Here is a 24,346-nt window from a genome sequence, read left to right as displayed (position 1 = left end):
CTCGCGTACTGGACGGGGCGGGCGCATGGCTGAGCGGGGACGCGATGCCGCCGTGCGGGATTCGGTGCTCGAGGGTGGTCTCGGAGTCGATGGTGACCGCGGTAGGGCGGAGTCGGCCGACCGTCTGACGGTGCCGAGCTGCCCGGTGCTGGTCGAGGGATTGGCGGTACACGGCCCGAACGGTCAGGAGTTGTTCGGACCACTGGACTTCCGGATCGCGACGGGCAGCGTGGCCGCGCTCACCGGGCCCTCCGGCGCGGGCAAGACCACGTTGATGCGCGCTCTGCTCGGCGATCTACCACGTGGTGCCAGGCGATCCGGCTCGGTCGTGGTGGCCGATCACGACGTGTTCGCCTTGAATCCCGCTGCACTACAGCGTTTCCGGCGGACGCACGTGGCCTACGTCGGGCAGGATCCGGGATCCGCGCTCAATCCGCTGATGCGCGTCCACGGGCTGCTGCACGAGGTGGCTCCGCACGCCGCGCGCGCCCACCTGGTCGAAACGCTGGAGCTCGTCGGTCTGTCGCCGGAACACCTGCGGCGCAGGGCGGCCGAACTCTCCGGCGGCCAGCAACGCCGAGTGGCCTTGGCCCGCGCCCTGATCCGGCAGACCGACGTGCTGATCCTCGACGAACCGCTCGCCGGGCTGCACGGTGCCCTGCGCACCGACATCGCTCGCCTGCTGACCGAGGTCGCCGCCGACCGCTCCGTCGCCGTCCTGCTCTCCGGTCACGACACCGCCACCATCCATGCCGTCGCCGACCAGGTGATCGAACTCGGCGCCGTCTCCGCCTTCGGTAGCCCGGACCGGCCCGCTGCGGCGGCACTGATCTCGCCCAGCGCAACCGTGGGGCCGGATGTGCCCGCATCGGACCGCGTCGGGCCTGGCCCGAAGCCGTTGTTGTTGCGCGGCAACGCAATCACGGCGGCCATCGCCGGACGGGAGGTGCTGACGGGCATCGATGTCGAGTTGGCGGCCGGTTCGGCGCTGGCTGTCGTCGGGGCCTCGGGAGCCGGGAAGACCACGCTGGCACGGGTGCTCGCGGGGCTGCATCGCACGGCGACCGGCACGCTCGAGCTGCACGGTGCGTCGCTGCCGCTCACGCACGGCGCGCGGAAATCACTCGGTGACAAGGGTATTCAACTGGTGACGCAGAACCCGCGGTCCGCGCTGAATCCGCGGCGCACGGTCGCGCAAACCCTGGGCAGGCCGTTGCGCCGAATCGGCGGGGTGCCCAAACGTCGAGTGGCGCAGCACGTCACAGATCTGCTGGCCGCGGTCGAGCTGGCACCGGAACTGGCGCAACGTTATCCACACGAACTCTCGGGCGGCCAGCGTCAACGCGTCGCGGTGGCCCGGGCGCTCGCCGCCGAGCCCGCGGTGCTGCTCTGCGACGAGATCACCTCGGCGCTGGATCACGCGACCGCGGCCGCGCTCATGGCGCTGCTGGATCGGATCCGGGCCGAGCGCGCCATGGGGCTGCTGGTGATCAGTCACGATATGGCGTTGGTCGCCGCGTACTGCCCACGCCTGGTGGTGCTCGACCACGGCCGGATAGTCGAGTCCGGCGAAACGGCGGCGGTCCTGGCCGCCCCGGCCCACCAGGCCACCCGAGACCTGCTGCGCTGACCGCACTCCCGGCCCGGTCTGTGTGCACCGCACGGAAACGGGTGCGTGGAAACTCGATGACCAGGTGATTCCTCGACTTGCTCCGCCGGATCTGGATGATGGATGGGGTGCTCCTGAAGAAGACCGGCGCTGTGGTCGCCGCCATGGTGACCCTCGTGCTCGCCGGTTGTGGGATCGATCGTGATCTCACCCCGATCCCCGAGGGCATTCCGCCCGGCCCCGGCACGCCGCTGCCCCTGATAGATATCGACGGTCCCGGCCGCACCGCACTCCAACTGCGCGGGTGGGCCGAGGAGCAGGCGGACCGGATGGCGATCCCGCCGGTCGCGCTGGAGGCGTACGGCTATGCCGCGGCGGTGCTCGCGCGGTCGAAACCGGAGTGCGGCATCGCCTGGACCACCCTCGCGGGCATCGCGAGCGTGGAGAGCAAGCACGGCACCCATCGCGGTTCGCGCATCGACGCCGACGGCGTGGTCCGGCCGCCGATCATCGGCATCCCGCTCGACGGTGCGCCCGGTGTCGCCCTGGTCAAGGACACCGACGGCGGCAAGATGGACGGCGATCCGGTGTTCGATCGCGCGATCGGCCCGCTGCAGTTCATCCCGGAAACGTGGAAGCGCTGGGGTGTCGACGCCAACGGTGACGGGGTGGCCGACCCGCAGAACATCGACGACGCGGCGCTCACCGCCGCCCGCTACCTGTGCGCCAGCGGCGGCGATCTCACCTCCGAGCACGGCTGGCAGCAGGCGCTGCTCACCTACAACCAGTCCACCAGTTATCTGCTCACCGTGCGCGACCGGGCCGCGGCCTACAGCGTCGGCCGGCGGGTGTGACCTCGTCCATCGGAGTGCCGGTTACCCGCCCAGCGCGCCGGACGCTAGGCTCGCAGCGCACGGCAATTCCCCTGAGACCTACCGTGCCTGCAGCCGAAGGAGTGTCGTTTTCGTGGCCATCATCGAACAGGTCGGAGCTCGTGAGATCCTGGATTCTCGCGGAAACCCCACTGTCGAGGTCGAGATCGCCCTCGACGACGGCACCTTGACCCGGGCGGCGGTGCCCTCCGGCGCGTCCACCGGCGAGCACGAGGCCGTGGAACTGCGTGACGGTGGCGACCGCTACGGCGGCAAGGGCGTGCGCAAGGCGGTCGAGGGTGTGCTCGACGAGATCGCACCGGCCGTGATCGGCTTGGACGCGGTCGAACAGCGCACCGTGGACCAGGTCCTGCTCGACCTGGACGGCACCCCGGACAAGTCCCGCCTCGGCGCGAACGCGCTGCTCGGCGTCTCGCTCGCGGTGGCCCGTGCCGCCGCCGAGTCCTCGGGCCTGGAGCTGTTCCGCTACCTCGGTGGTCCGAACGCGCACGTGCTCCCGGTGCCGATGATGAACATCCTCAACGGTGGCGCGCATGCCGACACCAGCGTCGACGTCCAGGAATTCATGGTCGCCCCCATCGGCGCGCCGACCTTCAAGGAGGCGCTGCGCTGGGGTGCCGAGGTGTACCACGCGCTGAAGGCCGAGCTGAAGGCCAAGGGCCTGTCCACCGGCCTCGGCGACGAGGGCGGCTTCGCGCCCGACGTCGCGGGCACCCGCGAGGCGCTCGACCTGATCAGCTCCGCGATCGGCAAGACCGGTCTGAAGCTCGGCACCGATGTGGCGCTGGCGCTCGATGTCGCCGCCACCGAGTTCTACACCGCGGGCAGCGGTTACAAGTTCGAGGGCAGCGTGCGCAGCGCCGCCGAGATGACCGCGTTCTACGCGGAACTGCTCGGCGCCTACCCGCTGGTCTCCATCGAAGACCCGCTGTCGGAAGACGATTGGGACGGCTGGGTCGCGCTCACCGACGAGATCGGCGACAAGATCCAGATCGTCGGCGACGACCTGTTCGTCACCAACCCGGAGCGCCTCGAAGAGGGCATCGCCCGCGGTGCCGCGAACGCGCTGCTGGTGAAGGTGAACCAGATCGGCACGCTCACCGAGACGTTGGACGCGGTGGAGCTCGCGCACCGCAACAACTACAAGACGATGATGAGTCACCGGTCCGGCGAGACCGAGGACACCACCATCGCCGACCTCGCGGTCGCGGTCGGCAGCGGCCAGATCAAGACCGGTGCGCCGGCGCGTAGCGAGCGGGTCGCCAAGTACAACCAGCTGCTGCGCATCGAGGATGCGCTGGGCGATTCGGCCCGCTACGCCGGGGACGCCGCGTTCCCGCGTTTCGCCTTCGAGGGTTAGTCACACAGGGGTTCGCTATGACGGAGCGACGTGCGCGTGGAACCAGTCCAGCCGGGCGTGGGGACCGCCGCACGTCGCGTGCCGCCCGCTCGCGGCCCAAGGCCGGGTCCGATACCGAAACGGCGGCCCGGCCCGCCGCGGCCAAACGAACCGCGCGCCGGCGCTCCGACGACAAGTCGGCGAAGCCGAAGAAGGCGGCGGCCCGCGCCGCCGAACACGGTGCGGACAAACATGAACGCACCATCCTCGGCCTGTCCACCGGCAAAGCGGTGGTGCTCGCGATCGTGGTGTGCGCGCTGGCGCTGACCCTGGCCGTGCCGATGCGCACGTATTTCACCCAGCGGGCCGAGGCCGCCCAATTGGCACAGCAGCGCCGGGAATTGGAGGCCGACCTGGCGCGACTGCGCGATCGTCGTGCCCAGCAACAGGATCCGGCCTACATCCGGTCCGAGGCCCGCGACCGGCTGCGGCTGGTACTGCCCGGCGAAACCCCCTACATCGTGCAGGTGCCCGGCATGGAAGCCGCCGCCCCGCCCACCGCGGTGACCAAATCCAAGGAACCCGATCCCTGGTACACCGAACTGTGGCACAGCATTTCCGAACCGCAACCCGTGCCCGAGGCCGCGCCGGCGCCGCCGCCGGGACCGCCCGCCGCGCCCCCGCCAGGACCGGAAGGACCCAGGTGACAGCACCGAACGACCAGGATCTCGCGATCATCGCCCGCCAGCTCGGCCGCGAACCTCGCGGCGTGCTCGCCGTGGCCTATCGCACCCCGGACGGGATCCCGGCCGTCGTGAAAACCGCGCCGCGGCTGCCCGACGGCACGCCGTTTCCCACCCTCTACTACCTGACCGATCCGCGGCTCACCGCGGAGGCGAGCAGGCAGGAGTCCGCGGGCGTGATGCGGGAGATGACCGAACGCCTCGGCAGCGACCCGGCGCTGGCCGCCGCCTACCGCGCCGCACACGAGAGCTATCTGGCCGAGCGTGACGAGATCGAGTCGCTCGGTACCGATTTCACCGGTGGCGGCATGCCGGAACGAGTCAAATGCCTGCATGTGCTGATCGCGCACGCGCTGGCCAAGGGGCCGGGCGTGAACCCGTTCGGCGACGAGGCGGTGGCGCTGGCCGCCGACAATGGATTGCGCGGCACCGCGATTCCGGCCGACTGGCCGAAGTACGAGCGCGCGGGCAGCCAGGAAGACGGGGCGCGAGCATGACCGATCGGGTAGCCGCTGTCGATTGCGGCACCAACTCCATCCGACTGTTGATCGCCGATGTACTCGGCGACGGACGGCTGGCCGATGTGCACCGCGAAATGCGCATCGTGCGGCTGGGGCAGGGCGTCGACGCGACCGGTGCGCTGGCACCGGAGGCGATCGAGCGGACCCGGGTCGCGCTGGCGGACTACGCCGCGTTGATGCGCGAGGCGGGCGTCGGCCGGGTGCGGATGGTGGCCACCTCCGCCACCAGGGACGCGGCGAACCGGGAAGACTTCTTCGCCATGGCCCGAGCCGAACTCGGCACCGTGGTGCCCGGCGCGGAGGCCGAGGTGATCACCGGTGACGAGGAGGCCCGCCTCTCGTTCCGCGGCGCCATCGGCGAGCTCGCCAGCGCCGCAGGACCTTTCGTGGTCGTCGATCTCGGCGGCGGCTCGACCGAGCTGGTCTTCGGTGACAGCGCCGGGGTGCAGGCGGCGTTCTCGGCCGATATCGGCTGCGTCCGGATCACCGAACGCTGTCTGCCCGGCAACCCGCCCACCGCCGAACAGGTCGGCGCGGCACGGGAATTCGCCGCCGAACGGTTGACGGAAGCCTTTGCCCGGGTGCCGGTCGAGGGCGCGCACACCTGGGTGGGCGTGGCGGGCACCATGACCACGATCGCCGCTGTCGCGCTCGACCTGCCCGAATACGATTCGGAGCGGGTGCATCTCACCCGCCTCGGACTGAATGATCTACGCGCCGTGTGTGATCGGTTGATCGGGATGACGCATGACGAGCGCGCCGCCCTGGGCCCCATGCACCCGGGCCGGGTCGACGTGATCGGCGGCGGCGCCGTCATCGCCGAGGTCCTGGCCGACGAACTGTCCCGTCGCGCAGGCATTTCCGAACTCGTCGTCAGCGAGCACGACATCCTCGACGGAATCGCCCTCTCGATCGCCTAAACCGGGCCTAGCTCTTCCGGTCGATTTCGCGCGCCCGGCCGACCACGAGATCGGCGAGCCGGGACAGTGATTCCTTGTTGCGCGGGAACAGTCCCAGCGCCTGGACCGCGCCGGGGATCAACGAGGCCGGGCCGCTGATCGCCCGCTCGGCCATGCTGATCCGGGTGCGGTCGGGGCCGATCTCGGTCAGCTCCAACCGGATCCAGGCCGAGCCGGCCGGCCACAGCCGGGCCTCGAGCTCGATCATCCGCGGCGGATCGACCTCGCGCACCTTGGTGGTGTCGGACAGGTTCAGCGGCCAGGGGCCGACGCTGTGATGGATGCGGGTGCCGACCGCGGGCCATCCCGGATCGACGTCCCGGATATGCGAGGCGCCGACCACCCAGAGTGCGTACAGCCAGCCGTCGGCCAGTACTGCGAACGTGTCCTCGGCCGAGGCGGACACGGTGATCTCGACAGCTTCCATCTGCACGTCACTTTCGTCGTCGGGCGGACCGGGCGCTACTCGCCATCGTGCCCCGCTGGTTCCGGCATGCCCAGCGGCGGCGGCGGAAAACGACGGCGGGGCGGGCCCGCGAGGTCGTGGGATCTACTATCAGAACGCGCTTCGATTCTGATCAACGCAGGATTGAGCGATACAAATTCGGCATAACACAGCGACGACACCTCGATGTTCGACTGGGGACGGTGAATTTCGTGTGTGGATGCCCACAATTCGCCTCAAACATGGGATGGTCGGAGGATGTCGGAAGCAACAACCGCCGAACAGGTGACCCCGGGACGAACAGTCTTCGGTCACCCGATCGGCTTGACGAACTTGTTCGGCGTGGAGCTCTGGGAGCGATTCTCCTACTACGGGATGGTCACCATCCTCGGCTACTACCTGTACTACTCGACGACCGAAGGCGGGCTCGGGCTCGCGAAGAGCACCGGAGTCGGCATCGTCGGCGCCTACGGTGGACTGGTCTATCTGTCCACCGTGCTGGGCGGCTGGATCGCCGACCGGGTACTGGGCATGGAGCGGACGGTCTTCTACGGCGGCGTCGTGGTCGTCGCGGGGCATCTCGCGCTGGCGGTGCTGCCGGGACTGACCGGCGTCGGCGTCGGCCTCGTGCTGGTCGCGCTGGGCAGCGGCGCGCTGAAGGCCAACGCGTCCTCGCTGCTCGGCACGCTGTATCCGAAGGGTGATGCCCGCGCGGACGGCGGATTCACGCTGTTCTACCTCGGCATCAACCTCGGTGCGTTCATCGGCCCGCTGCTCACCGGTGTGCTGCAGACCCGCCTGGGCTTCCACTACGGATTCGGCGCCGCCGCGATCGGCATGACCCTCGGTCTGGTCCAGTATGTGGTGTTCCGGCGCAACCTGGGCACGCACGGCCGCGAGGTGCCGAACCCGTTGCCGCGCACCGCGATCGCTCCGGTCCTCGGGGCGGTGGCCGCTGCCGCGGTGATCGTCGCGGTGGTGTGGGCGACCGGCCTGGTGACGCTGGACAACCTGCCCGACGCGACCACCATCGTGATCGCCGTGGCCTCGGTCGTCTACTTCGTGGTCATGCTGACCAACGCCAAGGTGACGCCGGTCGAGCGCAGCCGGGTGCGCGCGTTCATTCCGCTGTTCATCGCCAACGCGGTGTTCTGGTCGCTGTTCCAGCAGATCTTCACGGTGCTCGCGGTGTACTCCGACGAACGGATGAACTGGAGCATCTTCGGCTGGACCGCCCCGTCGAACTGGATCGGTTCGGTCGAGCCGGTCTGGATCATCACCTTGTCGCCGCTGTTCGCCATCCTGTGGACCAAGCTCGGTTCCCGGGCGCCGAGCACGCCGCGCAAGTTCGCGCTCGGCGTGATCGGCATGGGCCTGGCGTTCCTGTTGTTCGTGCCGCTGGCCGGCTTCAGCGGCGCGACGGTGCCCGCACTGCTCGTGCTCGTCGTCATGGGCGGCTTCGCCGTCTCGGAGCTGCTGCTCTCACCGATCGGACTTGCGGTCACCACGCAGCTCGCACCGGAAGCTTTCCGGGCTCAGATGATGGCGCTGTACTTTTTCTCGGTTGGCATCGGTACATCCATGTCGGGTACTTTGGCTCGGTTCTATGACCAAGACCACGAAGTCGCCTACTTCGGCATCATCGGCGCCGTCGCGGTGTGCGCCGGAGTCATCGTGGCCGCCATCGCGCCGCGGATCAGTCGGCACATGGCAGGCGTGCACTAGCCCCGAGCGGGCATAGAACCAGCTAGACAGTAAGACCAGAGGTAGAGGAGAACGTGTGGCGATCCGCAAGCCGGACGGCGCAATCGGACAGCAGGCCAGATGGGGTGGCCTGTTCCGGACCAAATCCGTCGAACAGTCGATCAAGGACACCGACGAGCCCGACTCCAAGCTCCGCAAGGACCTGACCGCGTGGGACCTCACCGTCTTCGGCGTGGCGGTGGTGATCGGCGCGGGCATCTTCACCCTCACCGCGCGGACCGCGGGCAACGTCGCCGGACCGTCGGTGTCGCTGGCGTTCGTCTTCGCGGCGATCGCCTGCGGGCTCACCGCGCTCTGCTACGCCGAGTTCGCCTCCACGGTGCCGGTGGCGGGCAGCGCGTACACCTTCTCCTATGCCACCTTCGGTGAACTCGTCGCGTGGATCATCGGCTGGGACCTGATCCTCGAGTTCGCGCTCGCCACCTCCGTGGTGGCCAAGGGCTGGTCGCAGTACCTCGGCGAGGTGATGGGCACGACGCCGATCGTGCACTTCGGCTCGGTGTCGTTCGACTGGGGCGCCGTACTGCTGATCGCGGTGCTCGGCGTGCTGCTCGCCACCGGAACCAAGGTCTCCTCGCGGGTGTCGGCCGTGGCCGTCGCGATCAAGCTGAGCGTGATCGCGCTGGTGCTGATCGTCGGCGTCACCTACTTCAAGTCGGAGAACCTGACGCCTTACGTGCCGCCGTCCCAGCCGGGGGCGGAAGGAGAGGGGCTGCGCCAGTCGCTGTTCTCTTTCCTGACCGGCGCCGGGCACAGCACCTTCGGCTGGTACGGCCTGCTCGCCGCGGCCAGCCTGGTGTTCTTCGCGTTCATCGGTTTCGACGTCGTCGCGACCACCGCCGAAGAAACCAAGAACCCGCAGAAGGCGGTGCCGCGCGGCATCCTCGGCTCGCTGCTCATCGTCACCATCCTCTACGTCGCGGTCTCGCTGGTGCTCACCGGCATGGTGTCCTACACCGAGTTGTCCGGTGAGAACGCCACTCTGGCAACGGCTTTCGCGATCCACGGCGATACCTGGGTGAAGAACATCATCTCGGTCGGCGCCCTCGCCGGGCTCACCACCGTGGTCATGGTGATGTTCCTCGGGCAGACCCGGGTGCTGTTCGCGATGTCGCGCGACGGGCTGATGCCGCGCAAGCTGGCGCACACCGGCAGCAAGGGCACGCCGGTGCGGATCACCGCGATCGTCGGCGTGGTCTGCGCGGTGCTGGCCGGCTTCGTCGACTTCGGCACGCTCGAGGAAATGGTCAACATCGGCACGCTGTTCGCGTTCGTGCTGGTCTCGATCGGCGTGCTCGTGCTGCGGCGCACCCGGCCCGACCTGCCGCGTGGTTTCCGCGTCCCGCTGGTTCCGGTGATCCCGGTGCTCGCCGTGCTGGCCTGCCTGTGGCTGATGCTGAACCTGTCCGTGGAGACCTGGCTGCGGTTCCTCGTCTGGATGGCACTGGGCTTCGTCATCTATTTCGCCTACAGCCGCAGGCACTCCCTGCTCGGCAACCCGCCTGCCGAATAGTCCGCCGAGTGGCGCGGGCCTGCGCCCGTGCCACTCCACGACTGGCGAACAAGTAGCGTGACACGGGTGTCGCAGCGGGAGCTCGTAGTGCTCGGTACCGCCAGCCAGGTGCCGACCAAGCAGCGCAATCACAACGGGTATCTGCTGCGCTGGGACGACGAAGGCGTGCTGTTCGACCCGGGCGAGGGGACGCAGCGGCAGATGACCTACGCCGGTGTCTCGGCCACCGACCTCACCCGGATCGCGATCACCCACTTCCACGGTGATCACAGCCTCGGGCTGGCCGGGGTGGTGCAGCGGATCAATCTCGACCGGGTGCCGCATCCGGTGGACGTATGCTTTCCCGCCTCCGGGACCGAGTATTACGACCGCCTCGTCAACGCCACCTCCTACTATCACCGGGCCGAGTTGCGGCCGCGTCCGATCGATCGGGCCGGTACCGTCGACTTTCCCGGCGCGCCGTTCGCGGTCACGGCGGTGCCGCTCGCGCACCCCGTCGACACCTTCGGCTATCGGCTCACCGAGCCGGACGGCCGGCGCATCCTGCCCGACCGGCTGCAGCACTTCGGGCTGCGCGGACCCGTCATCGCGCGGTTGCAACAGCAGGGCAGCGTCGAATCGGCCGGGCGCACCGTGACTCTCGACGAGGTCAGCGAGCCGCGCCGGGGTCAGAGCTTCGCCTTCGTGATGGACACCGGGCTCTGCGACGGCGTCTACGAACTCGCCGCCGACACCGACATGCTCGTCATCGAGGCCACCTTCCTCGACGCCGACGCGCGGCTCGCCGCCGAATACGGCCACCTCACCGCGGGCCAGGCCGGCCGGGTCGCCGCCGCGGCAGGCGCCCGCACCCTGGTGCTCACCCACTTCTCCCAGCGCTACCGCGACCTGTCCGTCCATCTGGCCGAGGCCCGAGCCCACTTCTCCGGCCCGATCCACGTCGCCACCGACCTCGCCCGCATCCCCTTACCGGCGCGGCGGTAAGCCCACTGGACAGCACCGGCCCAGACCGGCCCCGCTGACCCGGTTTCGTGCCGCCCGACCCCAAACCGGTTCGCAACCATGCCTTTTCAGAGCAACCGGTCGGCACGCCATTGGTCAACTGCCCGACTTCTCCGCCCCCTTACTCGACAATTTGCCCATCTTCAACCCTCAGAATTCCGGTACAACCGTACGACTCGGTAGTCTGTCCCGGACGGCCCCCATAGCCCAATTGGCAGAGGCAGCGGACTTAAAATCCGCCCAGTGTCGGTTCGAGTCCGACTGGGGGCACGCGAGGACTTCGGGACAGCCGCAGCTCGACAGGGTTTTCTGGCGTGTCGTCGAACGTCTGTTTATGAGCTGTAAAGCGAGAATCGGCTGGTCGTGCCGGTGTCGGTTCGAGTCGCCCCGGGGTGAGGTGGAGATGGTCGGGCTATGGGCGTCTGGTGTCGTTCGGGAGACATCTGATTTGTCTCCGGCCAGGTCATTCCGGCGTGGTGTGTGGACTACCTCGTCGCCTCGGATCTCAGGGGTTGTGTTTGTGCTCATTGCGAGTGAGGTCGGAGTGTGCCCAGAGCAGTAGTTCCTCGATGACGCAGGATATTTCGTGTCTGAGTTGCTCGCCTCCTGGTCCTCCGGCGTAGCTTACGTCGTATGTGAAGTTCCATTGTGGGACTGCCCCGAGTTCGGTTGACTCGCTGGCAGGTCAAGGAATCAACCAAACCGGGGGCAGTCCCGGGCGAGGTGTCGACACTCGCTGACCGCGGTCGGCCTGTTCAGGCGATTGCTGACGGCACTCGGCCTCGGTGAGTCGGCGAGGGTGATCTGTTGTGCTCGGCCTGCGGTTGCGCGTTCCGCGGCAGTCCACTCGGTACTGTTGTCGCCGTGGTGGAAAGCAAGTCCTCTCGAACGTACGACGGTGTTCTGGTGGCGGAGCGCCGTGCTGAGCGCCGTACACAGTTCTTGATCGCCGGCTTGGCTGTGTACGGCACCGAGGGGTACACCAGCAGCACGATCGCCATGGTGTGCAAGCGCGCCGGTTTGGCGCGCGCCCAATTCTACGAGCACTTCGAGAACCGGGAAGACCTGCTGTTGGCGGTGTACGACATGGTTCAGGCCGACGCCAGGTCCGCGGCCGCCGCGGCGGTAGAGGCGGCGCCCGAAGGTGATTTCCTGGCCCGCGCACGCGCTGCGATGCAGGCCTATGCGAACGCGGTGGGCTCCGATCCGAATCGTGCCCGGGTGTCCTATGTCGAGGTCGTCGGGGTGAGCGCGCGAGTCGAACAGCATCGCATCGACCAGCGTGAGATATGGGTGCAGTTCTTCATCGATGAGTTGAAACAGAATCTGGGATCCGATTTTGTCCCTCCGGGCGGATACCGCGCTGCGGCAACAGGATTCATCGGTGCCCTGATGGCGCTGGTGCATCAGTGGAGCATCAGCGAACCGCGAACCGACCTCGCGGCGGCGACCGAGGTACTCACCGCTTTCCTGGTCGGTCTCGTGCGCCGCTGAGCGGATGACTCGCCCTTGCTCATCAGCCCGTGCGGTGCACTTCGGCCCGGCGGCGGGCGCCGCAGTCGGCCCGACCCCCTCGCCGATCCTGGTGTGGTCGGCGCAGGCGATCGATGTCGATGTCTCACGAGCCGGTTTCGGATCTCGGCGCGACGACTGGCGTGCCGGTCAGTTGAGGGCTATGGAAGCCGGATCGGTGGTGACACAGCCGGGCTGGGCGGGAACTCCGGAGAATCGATCGCGCAGCCAGCGCATGATGGTGCCTCTGGCGATCGGTTCGAGAGTCACATGCTCGCTGAAGTGGTCTCGAACATAGGTGACCCGGCCGGCGGGGTCCCGGCAATATGTGTCCACCAGGGTGTCTGCAGGTCCGATCGGCGGGAGCCAGCCGAGTTGGGCATGGTAGAGGAAGACCGGCATGGCGGGGGTCTGCCTGCTCATGCGAGGGTGTCTTGAACTTCGAGGAAGAAGGCCGAGTTTCCCGGTTGACCGGTGATCGGGCCGGGAATCGACCACTGCTGTACCGCATACGACGGTGCACAGTACTGCGCGGTCGAATCCTCGGGCATCTGATAGGACAGCAGATCTCGGACGCCGCCGGATCCCGCGCCGCGCGGTGCGAGTAGGGGCGCCACAAAGCGATTGGAGTGCCGGGTAGCGCATGGGTTTCCTGTATGTCTTCTCGCGGTGAGGGTCGACAGCGGTAGCCGACCACGGGATGTGGTGCCGGAGTCAGGAGATGCTGTCGGCCGGTGCGTTGCGTGCGACCAGGGTGAATGAAGGATCTTGCGCCAGTGTCCAATTCGGTCCGACGAACACCTGATCGGCGGCGGTGTCGGTGCCTGCCAGATGTTCGATGAATGCCGTCGTCAGCGCTGCGGCCGGGTTGTCGGGCATCCCGTCCTTGATGCTGAAGTGGGTGCCGTTGACGACGGTGGCCAGATATGCGGGCGATTGCACGGTCGTGTAGTGCATCAGAAAGGCGTTCGGCATGGTGAAAGGGTCACGGGTGCCGGTGATCTGGAGTACCGGCACGGTTAGTGCCGGTCCGATCACGTCGCCCTGCGGGCCGGGTTCGACACTCATCGCGCCGATGACCCGCAGCCGTGGGTCGATGTCCGCGGCGATGGCCGGCAGAATCACTGCACCCCAATCGGCCGCGCCCGCCCCGCCGGAATGACCGCCGAGGACAGTGCGCCCGAAATCGACCCGGTTGTACAGCGGTGAGTCGGGTCGGCTCGCCTCTGCGATAACGGCCTGGGTGGCCCAGACATGGTCGGTGGGAAAGGAATTGATGAAGTTGTAGCCGATGGCGACAACGAAACCGCGACTGGCCCACAGGCTCGCGAGCATCTTGTAGTTCCCCGGATCGCTGGTGATGCCAGGGAACCACACGACCAGCGGCGCGGGCGCCAGCTGCGGCAGGTCGCTCGGATAGAAGTAGACGACTTTGACGGGAGCGTCGGTGCCGCTGGGAAAGGCGTGTGAGCAGTCGAGTTCGTCCGCGGCACGCGCGCCTGCCAATTCGGCGATCCGTGCTTTTATCGCACTGGCGGGCCCGGTACACGGCGTCAGCTCCTCAGAGACGCTCACCGGATGCGGACCTCGTGTACCGAACTGCGCCTGGATTCCGCCCTGCACGATCGGTGGATAGAGTGCGGCGAGCGGGCCCTGCCCCGGCGAAGGCGGACCGCTGGGATCATCCGACGGGGTCGCCGCAGCAAGTCCGGTAGCGCACACGAGCACGGACGTTGCGGCAAAAGCGGCTGATACCAACATTTTTCGCATCCCCGCAGTTATGGGGCGGGGGCGACCAGGAGTAAAGATGAGGTTCTCCTCTGCTCGATCACGGAACATATTCGGCTGATATTTCGCACTGCACGAACGGGATCTGTCCGAGCTGAACCCCGCGCGGCACGATGCCGCGTCATCGGACAATTGCCGGCCGTCGCCGACTGACTGGTTACTGCAATTGGTCTGCGAGGGTGTTTCGCTCGACGGCCATGAAGGCCGCGTCGGTGGACAGTCCCCATTTCGGTCCGACAAAGACTTTGTCGGCGTCGGGGTTTCCACCCGTCAGATGCTCGAGCCAGGCCATGGATGCTCCGGCGAACGGGTTGTTCGGGATGTCGTTGAACGAGCCGCCGTGTGTACCGTTGATGACGCAGGCGATATAGGCCGGAGCCTGAAAGGTAGTGCGAAAGTCGATGAGCCTGGGCCAGAGCATGTCCGGGGTGACCACGTCGAGGTTACCGGTGAGGCTGAGGGTTGGCACCTTGATGAACAGGCCTCCCGGCGCCTGGATGCCGGTGTTCATGCTCAGCGCGCCGATGACTTTCAGTCGTGGGTCGAGTAGAGGTGCGACCTCGGGGAGATAATTCGCGGCCCAGTAGGCCGCCCCTGCGCCGCCCGACTGTCCGGCGACGACGGTGCGACTGAAGTCCACGCGCCCGTGCAGCGGTGAATCGGGCCGGGCCTCCTCGGCCAGCAGCGCCTGTGTGCCCCAGATGGCATCGGTGGGAAGGGAATTGATGAAGTTGTACGGCATCGCCACCACGTAACCGCGGCTTGCCCACAACGAGGCGATGCTCGCGTAGTGCCCGGGATCGGTCAGCACCCCGCCCTCGAATTCGACCACCGGAGCAGGCGCCATGTTTTGAATGTCGGCGGGGTAGTAATACATCATCCCGATCGGCGAGTCGAGGCCGCGCGGGAATGCGGTGGTGCACTGCATGTTGCTGACATCTGTTCCACCCGCCAGCCACAGCACCAGGGGGCCGATGGGCAACCCGAGTTCGGTGCATGACTTGTGCAGCTGCTGCGATGTCGCCACCTTGTGTTCGCCGGGCTGGGCGAACTGGCGGTGAATGTCGCCCTGAACGGTCTTCGGATACAACCCGAGCGGGCCTCCGGCCACGGGCGGGGAATTCGGGTCGTCCGGCTGCGCGGCTGCCGGACCAGCCCCTGCCAGCAGCAATGCCAGACCCATCGCGGCAATGCCGATCGCGGTGCGATACATGAAAGTCCTCACTGACTCATAGTTAGGCATTTGCGTCTAACTATTGCAGGCTACGAAAATGAGACCTAGATCGCAACCCCCGACTGGTCGAGCGAGACAGTGTCGGGAGTCACTCGGCTGCCCCTCCCGGAATGCTGGACGGGCACGTCGGGAAGTTGCCGCTGCAGGGGCACAGCCATGCGTTCGGGGACGTCGTCGGCGTCAGCGAGCGGGTCGAACGTCATCGGATCGACCCGCGTGAGATCTGGATACGGTTCTTCGAGGAGAAACTTACCCGCAACCTGGGGGAGGATTTCGTTCCTCCGGGTGGATATGGTTCCGCCGCAACTGGATTCGTGGGAGCGCTGATTGCGCTGGTCCATCAGTGGAGCGTCACCCATCCGCGCGGTGACCTCGCAGCGGTGACCGACGTACTCACCAGCTTTCTTATGGGGCTCACGCGGAGCTGACCGCGGTCATTGGCACGAAATGAACGATGTGCTTCTGTGTGGAGCCGTCCTGGGGGCACTGAGCAGATGCTCGACGTGCGTGTCCGCGGCGCTCCGTTGTCGTTTCTGGGTTCGCGCGGGTCAGCGGCTCGGCCGGCCGAGGCACTTCGTGGGCGTGTACTCCACCGTCGCGCGCATGCCGGCGCGCGGCCTCAACGTTGTTCCCTTTCCAGCCTGTGCAGGTACCGCAGCGAACGGCCTCGCATATCGGTGCTGAGGGGGTAGGGGTCGTGCTCGTCGAGGATCAGCCTGCGGAGGAATTCGACCATGTTGCAGGGGAAACGGGTGAAACTTGGGTCGGTGTGCCGCCCGCAGACCAGAACCGGCCACCGGTCAGGGTCGGGATCGGTCGTCAGCCAGCACAGGATATCGGAACCCGATGTGACACCCCAGGCGAGAATGTCCTGCGGGTCGATGTCGAGGCCTTCCTGGCCGCCCAGCATTTCCCAAGTGTCACGGGCGTTCTCGGTCTCGGCCTCGAATGTTTGATCGTCCAGAAATCGGCTCTTCTTGGGCAAAGGCATGAGGATGGCCAGACCGGCGAACCCGTCGGCAGTGACGAACTCGCCGGCGCCATAGACGGACATGAACGCCATATAGTCATCTGGGAACCGTGTGTCCCATCGCAACTCGGCGGCGGGCCAGTCGATCTCCTCGTCCGCGCCTAGACCTGGCGGCAGGACTTTGGTGAGAGCGACGATGTCCGTCTGGTCTTCCACGGCAATCCGTTCGTCGAAACAGTGTTGGGTGCCAGGTGAGCCCGCGTGCGACGGCCGCTACTTGCCCTTGGAGCCGCTGGCGGACAGCGATTCCAGCAGGCAACTCCAGTGCGCCGCGCCACCGGGGCAGCCCGGGGAGGCCACCTGATCCGTCTGCTCGGTGGGCTGCAGCGGCAGTCCGGCGGCGGAGGCCGGGATCGCGGTCGCCAAGGGCGCCATCAGGAGTACACCGGCGAGCAGACCGACACGAAGCTTGGTGCGCATCACAATTCCTTTTCGGGCGGCCGGGGAGTGGATCGGCCAGCGCAGCGAAGTTACCGAGATAAACGTTCCGTCCGACAGACCTCGAGATGCCTGCCCCCGAAAGCGGGGGGCGGGACAGCGGCTTACGCCGCTACGCGGCACAGGCCGGTCATCTTCTGTGGGCTCGACCATCGCGGCCGGAAGCCGGGGCGGATCCACATCAGCATCTCAGTGTATGAGTATCCGCTCGTACCGAGGACCGTGCTGGACTGGATCACGGCTGGGTGCAGGCATGTTCGCGATTGAACGCGCCGACGCTTCCGGTGCCGGTGGGGAGGTTGCGGGTGGCGTCTGCGTACGCCTCACCCGGATTCGCCCCCTTACCGAAGCCCACGATCGGGAACCCTGCGACGATCGAGAGCGGGCTCGTGACGACTGCACCACAGCCGTTCGCGAACGTCACCATCATCCGGCAGTCGATGATGCCTTGACCCTTGCATGCGCGGTCGGCGGCTCGGATGGCGTCGGCTTCCGTCGGGTGGTTGACCGAAAACGCGTAGACGTTGCCCCATACGCTGAGGGAACCGGCGCCCCAGTTGACCGGGTCGGCGGCGGCGGGCGGCGCCGCGAAAACGACAGCGGCACTCACCGAAATCGCGGCGGCCGCAAAGAATTTGCTGAACATGTGGCGTGCTTCCTCTGCGCGCCGACCAGGGTGCGGCGATCGCATGGAAGATACCGCGGCACATGAACCCGAGATCGCCCCAAGTCTTGGGGGCACCGCAAAAATCGTGACGGAGTCCTCGGTCCACTGCTGCCCGTGGAGGTGCCATAGAGAGCGGTCAGTCATCAAAGCTGATGACTGTTGGGGGGCGTTCGACTACCTTTGCTCGTCCATGGACGACCGTCCACAGTCTTCTCGTCGTACGGCAGCAGCTAACAAGAAGACCATCAAGGATTTCCGAACGATCACGCTTCCACTTTGGCCGACACGGCAGCCCACGATCTGGTGGCCACCGATCGCAGTTCGGCGTGCTTCGTTTCAGCTTTGGTGGATGCTGTCGCGTCCGCGGGTCGAGGTCGAGGTCGGTGCCGACTTCTACGGCTCGTCTCAGTCGTCGGGTGTCGTCACCGATGTCTACTACCCGGTTGTCAGCAGCTGGCTGTATTTACTGTTGCTTGCTGCGCCGTTGGCTCTGGGGATCGCGATCGGAACTGCTTTGACACGCGCTGGCTGGAGTTTGTCTCGAGCGAGATGAGCCGTTGGTCTGCGGTGCGCGCACCCTGGTGCGGACGTGCCGCAGCACCGGGTCGAGAGTTTCAGGGTCGGCTTGCCCGGAACACGGTGGTGCTGAGGTATTTCAGGCCCGAGTCCACGGCAATGGTGGCGATGGTGGCGTCGGGACCTAGTCGGCGGCCGAGTTCGATCGCCGCGACAATGTTTGCGCCAGAGGACGTTCCGGTGAAAAGCGCTTCTTCCTTCGCGAGTCGTCGTGCCATGGCTTCGGCATCAGCGGTTGGCACGGGGATGATCTCGTCGGGGAGGTCGGGATCCCACATCGGGGGTTCATAACCGATGCCGATGCCTTCGATGAGATGCGCGCCAGGGTTCCCGCCGGAGAGCACCGCCGATTCGGCCGGCTCGACCGCGACCACCCGCAGGCGCGGATTGTGTTGTCGCAGCGGTGTGGTCGCCCCGCGCAGCGACGCTGCGGTGCCGACTGCTTGGACGAAGCCGTCGACGCGGCCAGCCGTCTGTGCCCAAATCTCCTCGCCCATGGAGTGGTAGCCGGCGATGCCGGCCGTGTTGGTGAGTTGATCGGTCCAGTAGGTATCGGGTCGGCGGCCGAATTCGGCTGCGGTGTCGATCATGTCGTGGATCAGCTGCTTGGTGATCTGTCCGTTCGCACTCGGAATCAGGGTGAGTTCCGCGCCGAGCGCGGCCATCTGGATCAGCTTGTCCTCGCTGAACACTGCCGAACTGACGATCCGCAGCCGGTATCCGCGCACCGCGCAGACCAGGGCCAGCGCGGCACCGGTACTGCCGCCGGTGTATTCGACGACGGTGCCGCCAGGCGGTAGCCGGCCATCGGCCTCGGCGGCGGCAATCATGGCCTGTGCCATCCGGTCTTTCATGCTGCCGGTCGGGTTGTGGCCTTCGACCTTGACCAGAATGGTCGCGCAGTCCGCGGGCACCACCCGCTGCAGTCGCACAAGCGGCGTGCGGCCGATCGCCGTCAGCATATTGGCGCCGATTTCCATGGATTACTCGCCCTTCCCGAGGCGTATACCGACGTTGTCGATCATCGGTACATCGTCGCGGAGCCGGAAGTTCAATTCTTGAACCGCGCACGCCGTCATGTGGCACGTACGCTGCGGGTATGGGTGGTTACGGACAGTTCTGCGCCGTGGCACGGGCACTGGATGTGCTCGGTGAGCGTTGGACGCTGTTGGTCGTTCGCGAACTGCTGCTCGGCGCGTCGAGCTTCGGTGACCTGTGCCGAGGGCTGCCGCGGATTCCCCGGGCAACTCTGTCGGCGCGGCTGCGGACGCTGCGCGCCGCCGGGGTCGTCGAGGATTATCGCCTCACCGACGCCGGCGCCGCGCTCGCCCCGGTGGTGCGCGAGTTGGCCAGATGGGCGATCACGACCGACAGCGCCGCCCTGACCGAGGACGATCTCGACACCACCGCCCTCACCTGGGACATGCACCGACGCGTCGATACCGCCGCGCTGCCCGACCGCCGAGTCGTGATCGCCATCGAATTCACCAACAGACCGGCCGCCGACCGCAGGTTCTGGCTACATCTGGATCGGACCGGCGTGGACCTGTGCCGAGACGACACCGGCGCACCTGTCGACATCTGGCTCACCACACCCACCCGGGCGGCAACCGAATGGTGGCTCGGGAATCTGTCCTGGCCGCAACTGCTTCGACAACCCGGAGTCCAGGTGCACGGTGACCTGGCATTGCAACGTCAGATACCGCGCTGGTTCACCGGCTACGTCTTCACCTCCGACTCCCTCGAAGCAAACTCGACCTGAGATGTCGTGACACCGAGGCGGTTTCGCGCGAGGCGGTTGTTGATGGCGGGGCCGAGTGCGAGCCGGTAGCCCAGCCGCCAGAGCGGCCGGAAGTGCTTGACGAAACGAAACGGCAGCCGCGGCGTGGTGGCCACGGTCCACACCAGTTCGGTGCCGCCCTCGGGGGTCGGCGTCAGGGTCATGTCCTCGGCGTACTGCTGCACCAGCAGGTAGTACATCCAGGTGCCGCTGATCGCGCGGTAGTTCATGCGGTGGGGGGCTTGGTGCCGCCAGAACTGTTCACGCTGAATCCACAACCCGCGAAACGGTTTTCGCACCGAACCCATTTCGCGGACCATGCCGGGTCCGCGCCGGCCGCCCTCGTAGACCACCCCGACGCCCGGTGCGGGCAGCCAGGTGAACATCTCGTCGCTGTCGATGATGTCCCACACCTGCTCGGGCGGTGCCGCGAAGGTGTGCACCGTGTCGAAGACCAGCGAGGCGGTGCCGAAGAAGGATTCGTCGATCGGGGGAACGGGTCGTTGCTCCCGGAAAACCTCGGTCACGTTCATGCTGTCTCTCCAGCTCGTTCAGGTGGTTGTCCCACGTCAGAGGGTCTGTGGGGTCGATGGCCGGTAGTTTCTGACGTTGCCGTCGACAAATTACCACTCAGATATCTAGAATATCCAGATCTTGTGATTTTCCCGATGGGAGAGGCGGCGGGGCAGGTCGACGCTGGTACGCGAGGCGGGACGATCTTCGCTTCGTCACCGAACGCCCAGGCTGCTTGTCCGGGTATCGGGTCGATCTGCGCCGCACCGAGCGAACTCGGTGAAACATCGACTTTCGAAGAGCCGATGTCGACCAGCGTGGAGTTCAATCACGCACCTGGCTACACCATGCACACCGATCATGCACCTGCCATAGCTTTGCTCATCGGAATCCTCGTCCTCACCACCCTCGTGGTGGTAACACTGCGATGGCGCGGCAAGTCTTGGCTTGTCGTGGTGCTCGGTGGCGTCGCGGCGGTGGTCATCGGCTACGTCGTGGGTCAGGAGGCGATCTTGCTGCTGTGGTGAAGGCGGGTTGCCCGCGGAGTCGGTGGACTGGACCCGAGAACAGCTTGCGGGCCTGTCGCTGTGTTCAGCTTCAACTGGGGACGGGACTACTGGACGCCTCCTGTTTCTGGATGTCACCATTCGGCATCACATATTCAGGGGGAATCATGCGTGTTTTCAAGCAACTTTCGATGATCGCGGCCGCTGTGGTGGTGGCCGGAGCTGTCGGCGGCGCGGTCGGCTCGGCGGACGTGACGGCGGCGCCGGTGGCGTCCACATACCATGTCAAGATGACGATCACCGGCCCAAATGTGGTGGGGCAGGTGACCACAGTGACCATTACGGGTGATTGCGTCGGCTACCCACCGTCCCAACGCATCGGTCTTCTGATCAATGGCGATTATTGGGCATCGTTCACCAATCCGACTTGCGATCCCGGTGATTCCCACTGGGGACAAGTCGGCTGGACTCCGACCAATCCGGGAGACCACACTCTCACGGCCTACATGACGATTTACGACGAGAAGGTCGAATCGGTGTCGGAGACGGTGACGATCGGCCCCGCGGTGCCCTGACGGTGGGTGCGGTCCGCGCGGGTACCGCACGCATTCGACGCCGACCCAAAGTCGTGCCCCTGCAGGCCGAGCGGGAGCGTGACCGGCCGGGCCGAAGCCGACAGTTATCCCCGAAGAACCCAACCCTGCGCGACGTCGCCCAGGTTCCACCACGAGACATAGTGCGCATCTTGTGATTCCAGCTCCCAGCCCTCCGTCAGCCGGTCGAAGAACGCATCATCACCAGTCTTGCCACCCTTCGGCTCGCCGACGAAGATCAAGCGAGTTCCGCCGCGGCGCTCGAACTCCCGCAGCGCCGTCGACGCCATCGAATCACCCCACCCCGGCGGCCAGCACAGGAACAACACCGACTCACCATCAAGCGCTGAGTCGAATTCCGCCGAACCGCCGACCGGATGCCACACATCCAACTGCCCAGCCGCGCCAGGAAACGACACATTCGAAGCGCTGTCCGGCGGCTCCATATCGAAAGCAGCCACATTCACGCCGCCGGCAGCCAGCTGTCCTGCCCAGTACCCGCGCCCGGCACCCAGCTCCAATACCTTTCGACCGGCACTGAACTGCCCGATCCAGTCGATCGTCTCCGGCGACGGCACCGCATATGCGTACGCGGCCTGCAAGATCGTCTGCGCGAACGCCAAACGGGCACTGCCCTTCTCACGTCCACCGTTCACCACTCGACTCCCCGCGTCCTCCGCGACAGAAGGCGCAACGATGTCCCAGTACGGATTCCCCGACGCCGCCGAGCCACCCGCCATGTAGTGCACAAACCTCAGATCGAATGCCGCATCCGCAGCCGGATCATCGGTCCCCGCCAACATCGGCGCCGTCTCCAAGTACTCCGCAACTTTCGGATACTCCCGCAGCAACCGCCGCTCGTCGTCCAGCAGCGCAGCCAGTTCCGTACGTCGCTCAGTCGTCAGCGAGAGCCCAGTCATGCACTCGATTCTCGCTGGCAGACAACGGGTTCGGTCTTATACGGTCAAACTGCTTCAGGTTGAAGCTGACTCACCGCGGTAGGCATCGCAAGAGCTGGGTTCTGATTCGGTCTCGGGTGGGTGGAAAGTCCGACGCGATGCCGCGCAATGTCATGCCTTGGGCGGTGTCGGTGAGCAGTTCGGCGGTGTCGGGGTCGGTGTAGTGGGCGTACATTGCGCGGGTGGCTGCGGTGAAGCGGTCTGCGATCGAGCGCAGGGCTGGTCGGCGGATGGCGGCCACATAGAGCTCGAGTTGGACGGTGGTCACGGATCGCTCGGTGTTGAAGCAGCCCACGAGCGCCTCGGCGGTTTGGTCGATGATCTCGGTGATGCCGTCGCCGGGTTGGGTCTCGGGGATGGCGGCCATGATCGTCTCGTAGTGGGTGACCGCGAGTTCGAGTGCGGCCGCGAGCAGTTCTTCCTTGTCCTTGTAGTGGTAGGTCGTGCCCGCGATCGGAACATCGGCGGTTTCGGCGACCGCGCGGTGGGTGAGGCCTTCGATGCCGCGTTCGCCGATGACGGCCAGGGCCGCCTCGGCGATGCGGCGCCGACGCTGGGGGTCGAACCTTCGCCGCCGCACCGGTCGCGAGTCCCTATCGGCGTTCTCGGCTTGCACACTGCTCCTCGTCCGTGCTGATCAGTAGACCTTCAAGGTACAGCTGTACTTAATGCGACGTGGGACGTGTGGCGCGTTTCGTACTGATCGAGTTCCGAGGTGATGACTTATCTCCCAGGCCGAGTAGCCGTTTGTTCCGGCACTGACCCCGCGAGCCGCTCGAGTGTGCTCCGGTTATGGCGTGGACGGCTTTTCCGGTTGGCCTGGGTTCTTGGCGGCGATGCTGGCGCATTGGTGCGCCGGGTCGGATAATTGGCGAAGGCGTATGTGGTTCGGGGCCTTCGGCTTTCAGCTGGGGTGCTGAGCAAGCACTCGTTATGCGCGGCTCGGAGTGCATGATTCGCGTCCGGCGGGGACGGCAGGTGAGAGGCCCTCGACCATGCTCGCAGCGGCCCATTCGACAGGCCGTGCCCCGGAAAGTAGGGGGCCGCGTGAGGGCTCAAACGTGGCGCTCGTCACATTTTTCGGTTTTGCACGGATCGTCGGATATGAATAACTCGTTCGATCTAGATCAACGCTTCGATTCGACTGGGGGACAGGGCGTTCCGTGGTGATCGGGGGCGGGAGAGAAATACATGTTCTATAAGAGTGTCACGCGCGCGGGTCGCCAGGTTCTTGCCGCTGCGGTCCTGCCCTTCGCGGTAGTGGCTACGCTCGCCAGCGCGGGTACCGCGTCGGCGACCGATTACACCGCGCAGCAGACGCGGTGGGCCGACAGCCTGACGGCGACCGGCAACGAGCAGGGTGTCGAGTTCAAGACCACCACGGCCCCTGACCTCAAGTCCATCTCCACCGAGCTGAACAGCGGCAAGTTCACCTTGACCGCGGATTCGTCGGCGGTGCAGGTGGAGTCGGCCACCGGTGCGAAGGTCACCGAGTTCCCGATGTCGATGAAGACGGCTGCGGGCAACACGATTTCGCTGGCTCCGCAGATCTCCCCGGACGGGAAGAAGCTGGTCGTCACCCCGCAGGTGACCAAGGAGGTCGAGGCTGAACTGCAGCCCATCGCCGCCGGCGAGCTGAAGCCCATCGCGACCAACCCGGACGCGCAGAACCACGACCCGGTTGCCAACGGCCTCGCGGCCGGTGCCCTCACCGGTCTCGGCATCGCCGCGATCCTGTGCATCCCCGCCATCCTGGTCTTCGTGATCGGCTACTTCGCCTGCATCGTGGCCAGCGGCATCAGCTACGTGGTGTTCGCCGCGGTGATCGGCGCGATCCTCGGTGCCGTCGCACCGGCCGTGATCCCGCAGGTGCTGCCCTGATAGTCGGCGATTCGCAGTGAAGGTCGCCGCCGCCCTCGAGTCGGCGACCTGACACTCGACCCACCCGGACGCCGGGTCGAC

Annotated in this window: 28 protein-coding genes and 1 tRNA gene; 17 read left to right on the top strand and 12 right to left on the bottom strand. The window is 66.5% G+C overall.

Annotated elements, in window-relative coordinates; translation table 11 throughout:
- Positions 1–25 precede the first annotated feature (25 nt).
- From NVU01S_RS23505 to NVU01S_RS23480, 6 genes are all read left to right on the top strand, one after another.
- Positions 26–1,630 carry an ABC transporter ATP-binding protein gene (locus tag NVU01S_RS23505; protein WP_043671716.1) on the top strand — a complete coding sequence of 535 codons (1,605 nt, stop codon included), beginning with the start codon at positions 26–28 and terminating at the stop codon, positions 1,628–1,630.
- A gap of 98 nt (positions 1,631–1,728) precedes the next feature.
- A complete protein-coding gene (locus NVU01S_RS23500; protein ID WP_043671933.1) occupies positions 1,729–2,463 on the top strand; it encodes a lytic transglycosylase domain-containing protein in 735 nt (244 codons plus the stop codon).
- A 112-nt stretch (positions 2,464–2,575) separates the two neighbouring features.
- Positions 2,576–3,862, top strand: a complete 1,287-nt coding sequence (gene eno / locus NVU01S_RS23495; protein WP_014988168.1) for a phosphopyruvate hydratase — start codon at positions 2,576–2,578, stop codon at positions 3,860–3,862.
- A gap of 17 nt (positions 3,863–3,879) precedes the next feature.
- A complete protein-coding gene (locus NVU01S_RS23490) occupies positions 3,880–4,548 on the top strand; it encodes an FtsB family cell division protein (RefSeq protein ID WP_043671714.1) in 669 nt (222 codons plus the stop codon).
- Positions 4,545–5,081, top strand: a complete 537-nt coding sequence (locus tag NVU01S_RS23485) for a DUF501 domain-containing protein (protein WP_043671712.1) — start codon at positions 4,545–4,547, stop codon at positions 5,079–5,081. Before NVU01S_RS23490 ends, NVU01S_RS23485 begins: the two co-directional genes overlap by 4 nt.
- Positions 5,078–6,025 carry a Ppx/GppA phosphatase family protein gene (locus NVU01S_RS23480; RefSeq protein ID WP_043671709.1) on the top strand — a complete coding sequence of 316 codons (948 nt, stop codon included), beginning with the start codon at positions 5,078–5,080 and terminating at the stop codon, positions 6,023–6,025. Before NVU01S_RS23485 ends, NVU01S_RS23480 begins: the two co-directional genes overlap by 4 nt.
- Positions 6,026–6,032: 7 nt before the next feature.
- Here the strand turns inward: NVU01S_RS23480 and NVU01S_RS23475 are convergent, their stop codons facing one another.
- On the bottom strand, positions 6,033–6,491 hold the full coding sequence (locus tag NVU01S_RS23475; protein ID WP_043671706.1) for an SRPBCC family protein: 459 nt from the start codon (positions 6,489–6,491) through the stop codon (positions 6,033–6,035).
- Between the two features lie 276 nt (positions 6,492–6,767).
- On the opposite strand from NVU01S_RS23475, the gene NVU01S_RS23470 reads away from it, so the two are divergent.
- The 5 genes from NVU01S_RS23470 (at position 6,768) to NVU01S_RS23450 (ending at position 12,282) form a co-directional block, all read left to right on the top strand.
- Positions 6,768–8,234, top strand: a complete 1,467-nt coding sequence (locus tag NVU01S_RS23470) for a peptide MFS transporter (RefSeq protein ID WP_052280678.1) — start codon at positions 6,768–6,770, stop codon at positions 8,232–8,234.
- Between the two features lie 55 nt (positions 8,235–8,289).
- Positions 8,290–9,786 (top strand): amino acid permease, encoded by a 1,497-nt coding sequence (locus tag NVU01S_RS23465; RefSeq protein WP_082032090.1) that lies wholly within the window; start codon positions 8,290–8,292, stop codon positions 9,784–9,786.
- Positions 9,787–9,852: 66 nt separating this feature from the next.
- Positions 9,853–10,770: a ribonuclease Z gene (locus tag NVU01S_RS23460; protein WP_043671703.1), complete on the top strand. Its 918-nt coding sequence runs from the start codon at positions 9,853–9,855 to the stop codon at positions 10,768–10,770.
- Positions 10,771–10,984: 214 nt separating this feature from the next.
- Positions 10,985–11,058, top strand: a tRNA-Leu gene (locus tag NVU01S_RS23455).
- Between the two features lie 594 nt (positions 11,059–11,652).
- Positions 11,653–12,282 (top strand): TetR/AcrR family transcriptional regulator, encoded by a 630-nt coding sequence (locus NVU01S_RS23450; RefSeq protein ID WP_043671700.1) that lies wholly within the window; start codon positions 11,653–11,655, stop codon positions 12,280–12,282.
- A 168-nt stretch (positions 12,283–12,450) separates the two neighbouring features.
- Here the strand turns inward: NVU01S_RS23450 and NVU01S_RS44275 are convergent, their stop codons facing one another.
- The 4 genes from NVU01S_RS44275 to NVU01S_RS23430 form a co-directional block, all read right to left on the bottom strand.
- A complete protein-coding gene (locus tag NVU01S_RS44275; protein ID WP_063048159.1) occupies positions 12,451–12,723 on the bottom strand; it encodes a lipase family protein in 273 nt (90 codons plus the stop codon).
- Positions 12,720–12,917, bottom strand: a complete 198-nt coding sequence (locus NVU01S_RS44270; RefSeq protein WP_043671694.1) for a hypothetical protein — start codon at positions 12,915–12,917, stop codon at positions 12,720–12,722. The genes NVU01S_RS44275 and NVU01S_RS44270 overlap by 4 nt, the downstream gene beginning before the upstream one ends.
- 97 nt (positions 12,918–13,014) lie before the next feature.
- Entirely contained in the window at positions 13,015–13,875 is an 861-nt protein-coding gene (locus NVU01S_RS23435) for a poly(ethylene terephthalate) hydrolase family protein (protein WP_244896318.1), read from the bottom strand.
- A gap of 370 nt (positions 13,876–14,245) precedes the next feature.
- Positions 14,246–15,301, bottom strand: a complete 1,056-nt coding sequence (locus tag NVU01S_RS23430; protein WP_244467276.1) for an alpha/beta hydrolase — start codon at positions 15,299–15,301, stop codon at positions 14,246–14,248.
- 131 nt (positions 15,302–15,432) lie between these two features.
- Between NVU01S_RS23430 and NVU01S_RS23425 the strand changes: the two genes are divergently transcribed.
- The gene (locus tag NVU01S_RS23425; protein ID WP_052280677.1) at positions 15,433–15,750 is read left to right on the top strand and encodes a hypothetical protein; all 318 of its coding nucleotides are present in this window, start codon (positions 15,433–15,435) and stop codon (positions 15,748–15,750) included.
- 191 nt (positions 15,751–15,941) lie between these two features.
- Here NVU01S_RS23425 and NVU01S_RS23420 read toward each other — a convergent pair whose 3' ends face one another.
- From NVU01S_RS23420 to NVU01S_RS23410, 3 genes are all read right to left on the bottom strand, one after another.
- The gene (locus NVU01S_RS23420) at positions 15,942–16,508 is read right to left on the bottom strand and encodes an SMI1/KNR4 family protein (RefSeq protein ID WP_052280676.1); all 567 of its coding nucleotides are present in this window, start codon (positions 16,506–16,508) and stop codon (positions 15,942–15,944) included.
- A 57-nt stretch (positions 16,509–16,565) separates the two neighbouring features.
- Positions 16,566–16,772, bottom strand: coding sequence for a hypothetical protein (locus tag NVU01S_RS23415; RefSeq protein ID WP_043671689.1), 207 nt, complete (start codon positions 16,770–16,772; stop codon positions 16,566–16,568).
- Between the two features lie 253 nt (positions 16,773–17,025).
- Complete coding sequence (locus NVU01S_RS23410; RefSeq protein ID WP_043671686.1) at positions 17,026–17,436, bottom strand: DUF4189 domain-containing protein; 411 nt, start codon at positions 17,434–17,436, stop codon at positions 17,026–17,028.
- Between the two features lie 211 nt (positions 17,437–17,647).
- On the opposite strand from NVU01S_RS23410, the gene NVU01S_RS43535 reads away from it, so the two are divergent.
- A complete protein-coding gene (locus tag NVU01S_RS43535) occupies positions 17,648–18,010 on the top strand; it encodes a hypothetical protein (protein ID WP_156161605.1) in 363 nt (120 codons plus the stop codon).
- Positions 18,011–18,071: 61 nt separating this feature from the next.
- Here the strand turns inward: NVU01S_RS43535 and NVU01S_RS23400 are convergent, their stop codons facing one another.
- Positions 18,072–19,013: a PLP-dependent cysteine synthase family protein gene (locus NVU01S_RS23400; protein ID WP_043671680.1), complete on the bottom strand. Its 942-nt coding sequence runs from the start codon at positions 19,011–19,013 to the stop codon at positions 18,072–18,074.
- Positions 19,014–19,132: 119 nt separating this feature from the next.
- Between NVU01S_RS23400 and NVU01S_RS23395 the strand changes: the two genes are divergently transcribed.
- Positions 19,133–19,795 (top strand): winged helix-turn-helix transcriptional regulator, encoded by a 663-nt coding sequence (locus NVU01S_RS23395; protein WP_052280675.1) that lies wholly within the window; start codon positions 19,133–19,135, stop codon positions 19,793–19,795.
- Here NVU01S_RS23395 and NVU01S_RS23390 read toward each other — a convergent pair.
- Positions 19,753–20,346, bottom strand: coding sequence for an SRPBCC family protein (locus tag NVU01S_RS23390; protein ID WP_052280674.1), 594 nt, complete (start codon positions 20,344–20,346; stop codon positions 19,753–19,755). The genes NVU01S_RS23395 and NVU01S_RS23390 overlap by 43 nt on opposite strands.
- Positions 20,347–20,631: 285 nt before the next feature.
- Here NVU01S_RS23390 and NVU01S_RS23385 point away from each other — a divergent pair, with 285 nt between their 5' ends.
- Positions 20,632–20,853: a hypothetical protein gene (locus NVU01S_RS23385; RefSeq protein WP_043671677.1), complete on the top strand. Its 222-nt coding sequence runs from the start codon at positions 20,632–20,634 to the stop codon at positions 20,851–20,853.
- Between the two features lie 146 nt (positions 20,854–20,999).
- Complete coding sequence (locus NVU01S_RS23380; protein ID WP_043671674.1) at positions 21,000–21,407, top strand: hypothetical protein; 408 nt, start codon at positions 21,000–21,002, stop codon at positions 21,405–21,407.
- Between the two features lie 104 nt (positions 21,408–21,511).
- Here the strand turns inward: NVU01S_RS23380 and NVU01S_RS23375 are convergent, their stop codons facing one another.
- Positions 21,512–22,345 carry a hypothetical protein gene (locus NVU01S_RS23375; RefSeq protein WP_043671671.1) on the bottom strand — a complete coding sequence of 278 codons (834 nt, stop codon included), beginning with the start codon at positions 22,343–22,345 and terminating at the stop codon, positions 21,512–21,514.
- A 70-nt stretch (positions 22,346–22,415) separates the two neighbouring features.
- Positions 22,416–22,964, bottom strand: coding sequence for a TetR/AcrR family transcriptional regulator (locus NVU01S_RS23370; RefSeq protein ID WP_052280673.1), 549 nt, complete (start codon positions 22,962–22,964; stop codon positions 22,416–22,418).
- A gap of 611 nt (positions 22,965–23,575) precedes the next feature.
- Between NVU01S_RS23370 and NVU01S_RS23365 the strand changes: the two genes are divergently transcribed.
- Entirely contained in the window at positions 23,576–24,265 is a 690-nt protein-coding gene (locus NVU01S_RS23365; protein ID WP_043671668.1) for a DUF8020 domain-containing protein, read from the top strand.
- Positions 24,266–24,346: the final 81 nt, after the last annotated feature.

The organism is Nocardia vulneris (assembly GCF_001613425.1).
Taxonomy (GTDB): Bacteria; Actinomycetota; Actinomycetes; order Mycobacteriales; family Mycobacteriaceae; genus Nocardia; species Nocardia vulneris.
Note: the sequence above shows the minus strand (reverse complement) of the source record. Positions and strands in the feature narration are given on the sequence as shown.

What these genes read in the sequence shown, in the direction of transcription:
- NVU01S_RS23505 (WP_043671716.1), top strand. Translation starts at nt 26, where the DNA reads ATGGCTGAGCGGGGACGCGATGCCGCCGTGCGGGATTCGGTGCTCGAG.
- NVU01S_RS23500 (WP_043671933.1), top strand. Translation starts at nt 1,729, where the DNA reads ATGGATGGGGTGCTCCTGAAGAAGACCGGCGCTGTGGTCGCCGCCATG.
- NVU01S_RS23490 (WP_043671714.1), top strand. Translation starts at nt 3,880, where the DNA reads ATGACGGAGCGACGTGCGCGTGGAACCAGTCCAGCCGGGCGTGGGGAC.
- NVU01S_RS23480 (WP_043671709.1), top strand. Translation starts at nt 5,078, where the DNA reads ATGACCGATCGGGTAGCCGCTGTCGATTGCGGCACCAACTCCATCCGA.
- NVU01S_RS23475 (WP_043671706.1), bottom strand. Translation starts at nt 6,491, where the DNA reads ATGGAAGCTGTCGAGATCACCGTGTCCGCCTCGGCCGAGGACACGTTC.
- NVU01S_RS23470 (WP_052280678.1), top strand. Translation starts at nt 6,768, where the DNA reads ATGTCGGAAGCAACAACCGCCGAACAGGTGACCCCGGGACGAACAGTC.
- NVU01S_RS44275 (WP_063048159.1), bottom strand. Translation starts at nt 12,723, where the DNA reads ATGAGCAGGCAGACCCCCGCCATGCCGGTCTTCCTCTACCATGCCCAA.
- NVU01S_RS23430 (WP_244467276.1), bottom strand. Translation starts at nt 15,301, where the DNA reads ATGTATCGCACCGCGATCGGCATTGCCGCGATGGGTCTGGCATTGCTG.
- NVU01S_RS23425 (WP_052280677.1), top strand. Translation starts at nt 15,433, where the DNA reads ATGCTGGACGGGCACGTCGGGAAGTTGCCGCTGCAGGGGCACAGCCAT.
- NVU01S_RS23415 (WP_043671689.1), bottom strand. Translation starts at nt 16,772, where the DNA reads ATGCGCACCAAGCTTCGTGTCGGTCTGCTCGCCGGTGTACTCCTGATG.
- NVU01S_RS23410 (WP_043671686.1), bottom strand. Translation starts at nt 17,436, where the DNA reads ATGTTCAGCAAATTCTTTGCGGCCGCCGCGATTTCGGTGAGTGCCGCT.
- NVU01S_RS43535 (WP_156161605.1), top strand. Translation starts at nt 17,648, where the DNA reads ATGGACGACCGTCCACAGTCTTCTCGTCGTACGGCAGCAGCTAACAAG.
- NVU01S_RS23400 (WP_043671680.1), bottom strand. Translation starts at nt 19,013, where the DNA reads ATGGAAATCGGCGCCAATATGCTGACGGCGATCGGCCGCACGCCGCTT.
- NVU01S_RS23395 (WP_052280675.1), top strand. Translation starts at nt 19,133, where the DNA reads ATGGGTGGTTACGGACAGTTCTGCGCCGTGGCACGGGCACTGGATGTG.
- NVU01S_RS23390 (WP_052280674.1), bottom strand. Translation starts at nt 20,346, where the DNA reads ATGAACGTGACCGAGGTTTTCCGGGAGCAACGACCCGTTCCCCCGATC.
- NVU01S_RS23385 (WP_043671677.1), top strand. Translation starts at nt 20,632, where the DNA reads ATGTCGACCAGCGTGGAGTTCAATCACGCACCTGGCTACACCATGCAC.
- NVU01S_RS23380 (WP_043671674.1), top strand. Translation starts at nt 21,000, where the DNA reads ATGCGTGTTTTCAAGCAACTTTCGATGATCGCGGCCGCTGTGGTGGTG.
- NVU01S_RS23375 (WP_043671671.1), bottom strand. Translation starts at nt 22,345, where the DNA reads ATGACTGGGCTCTCGCTGACGACTGAGCGACGTACGGAACTGGCTGCG.
- NVU01S_RS23365 (WP_043671668.1), top strand. Translation starts at nt 23,576, where the DNA reads ATGTTCTATAAGAGTGTCACGCGCGCGGGTCGCCAGGTTCTTGCCGCT.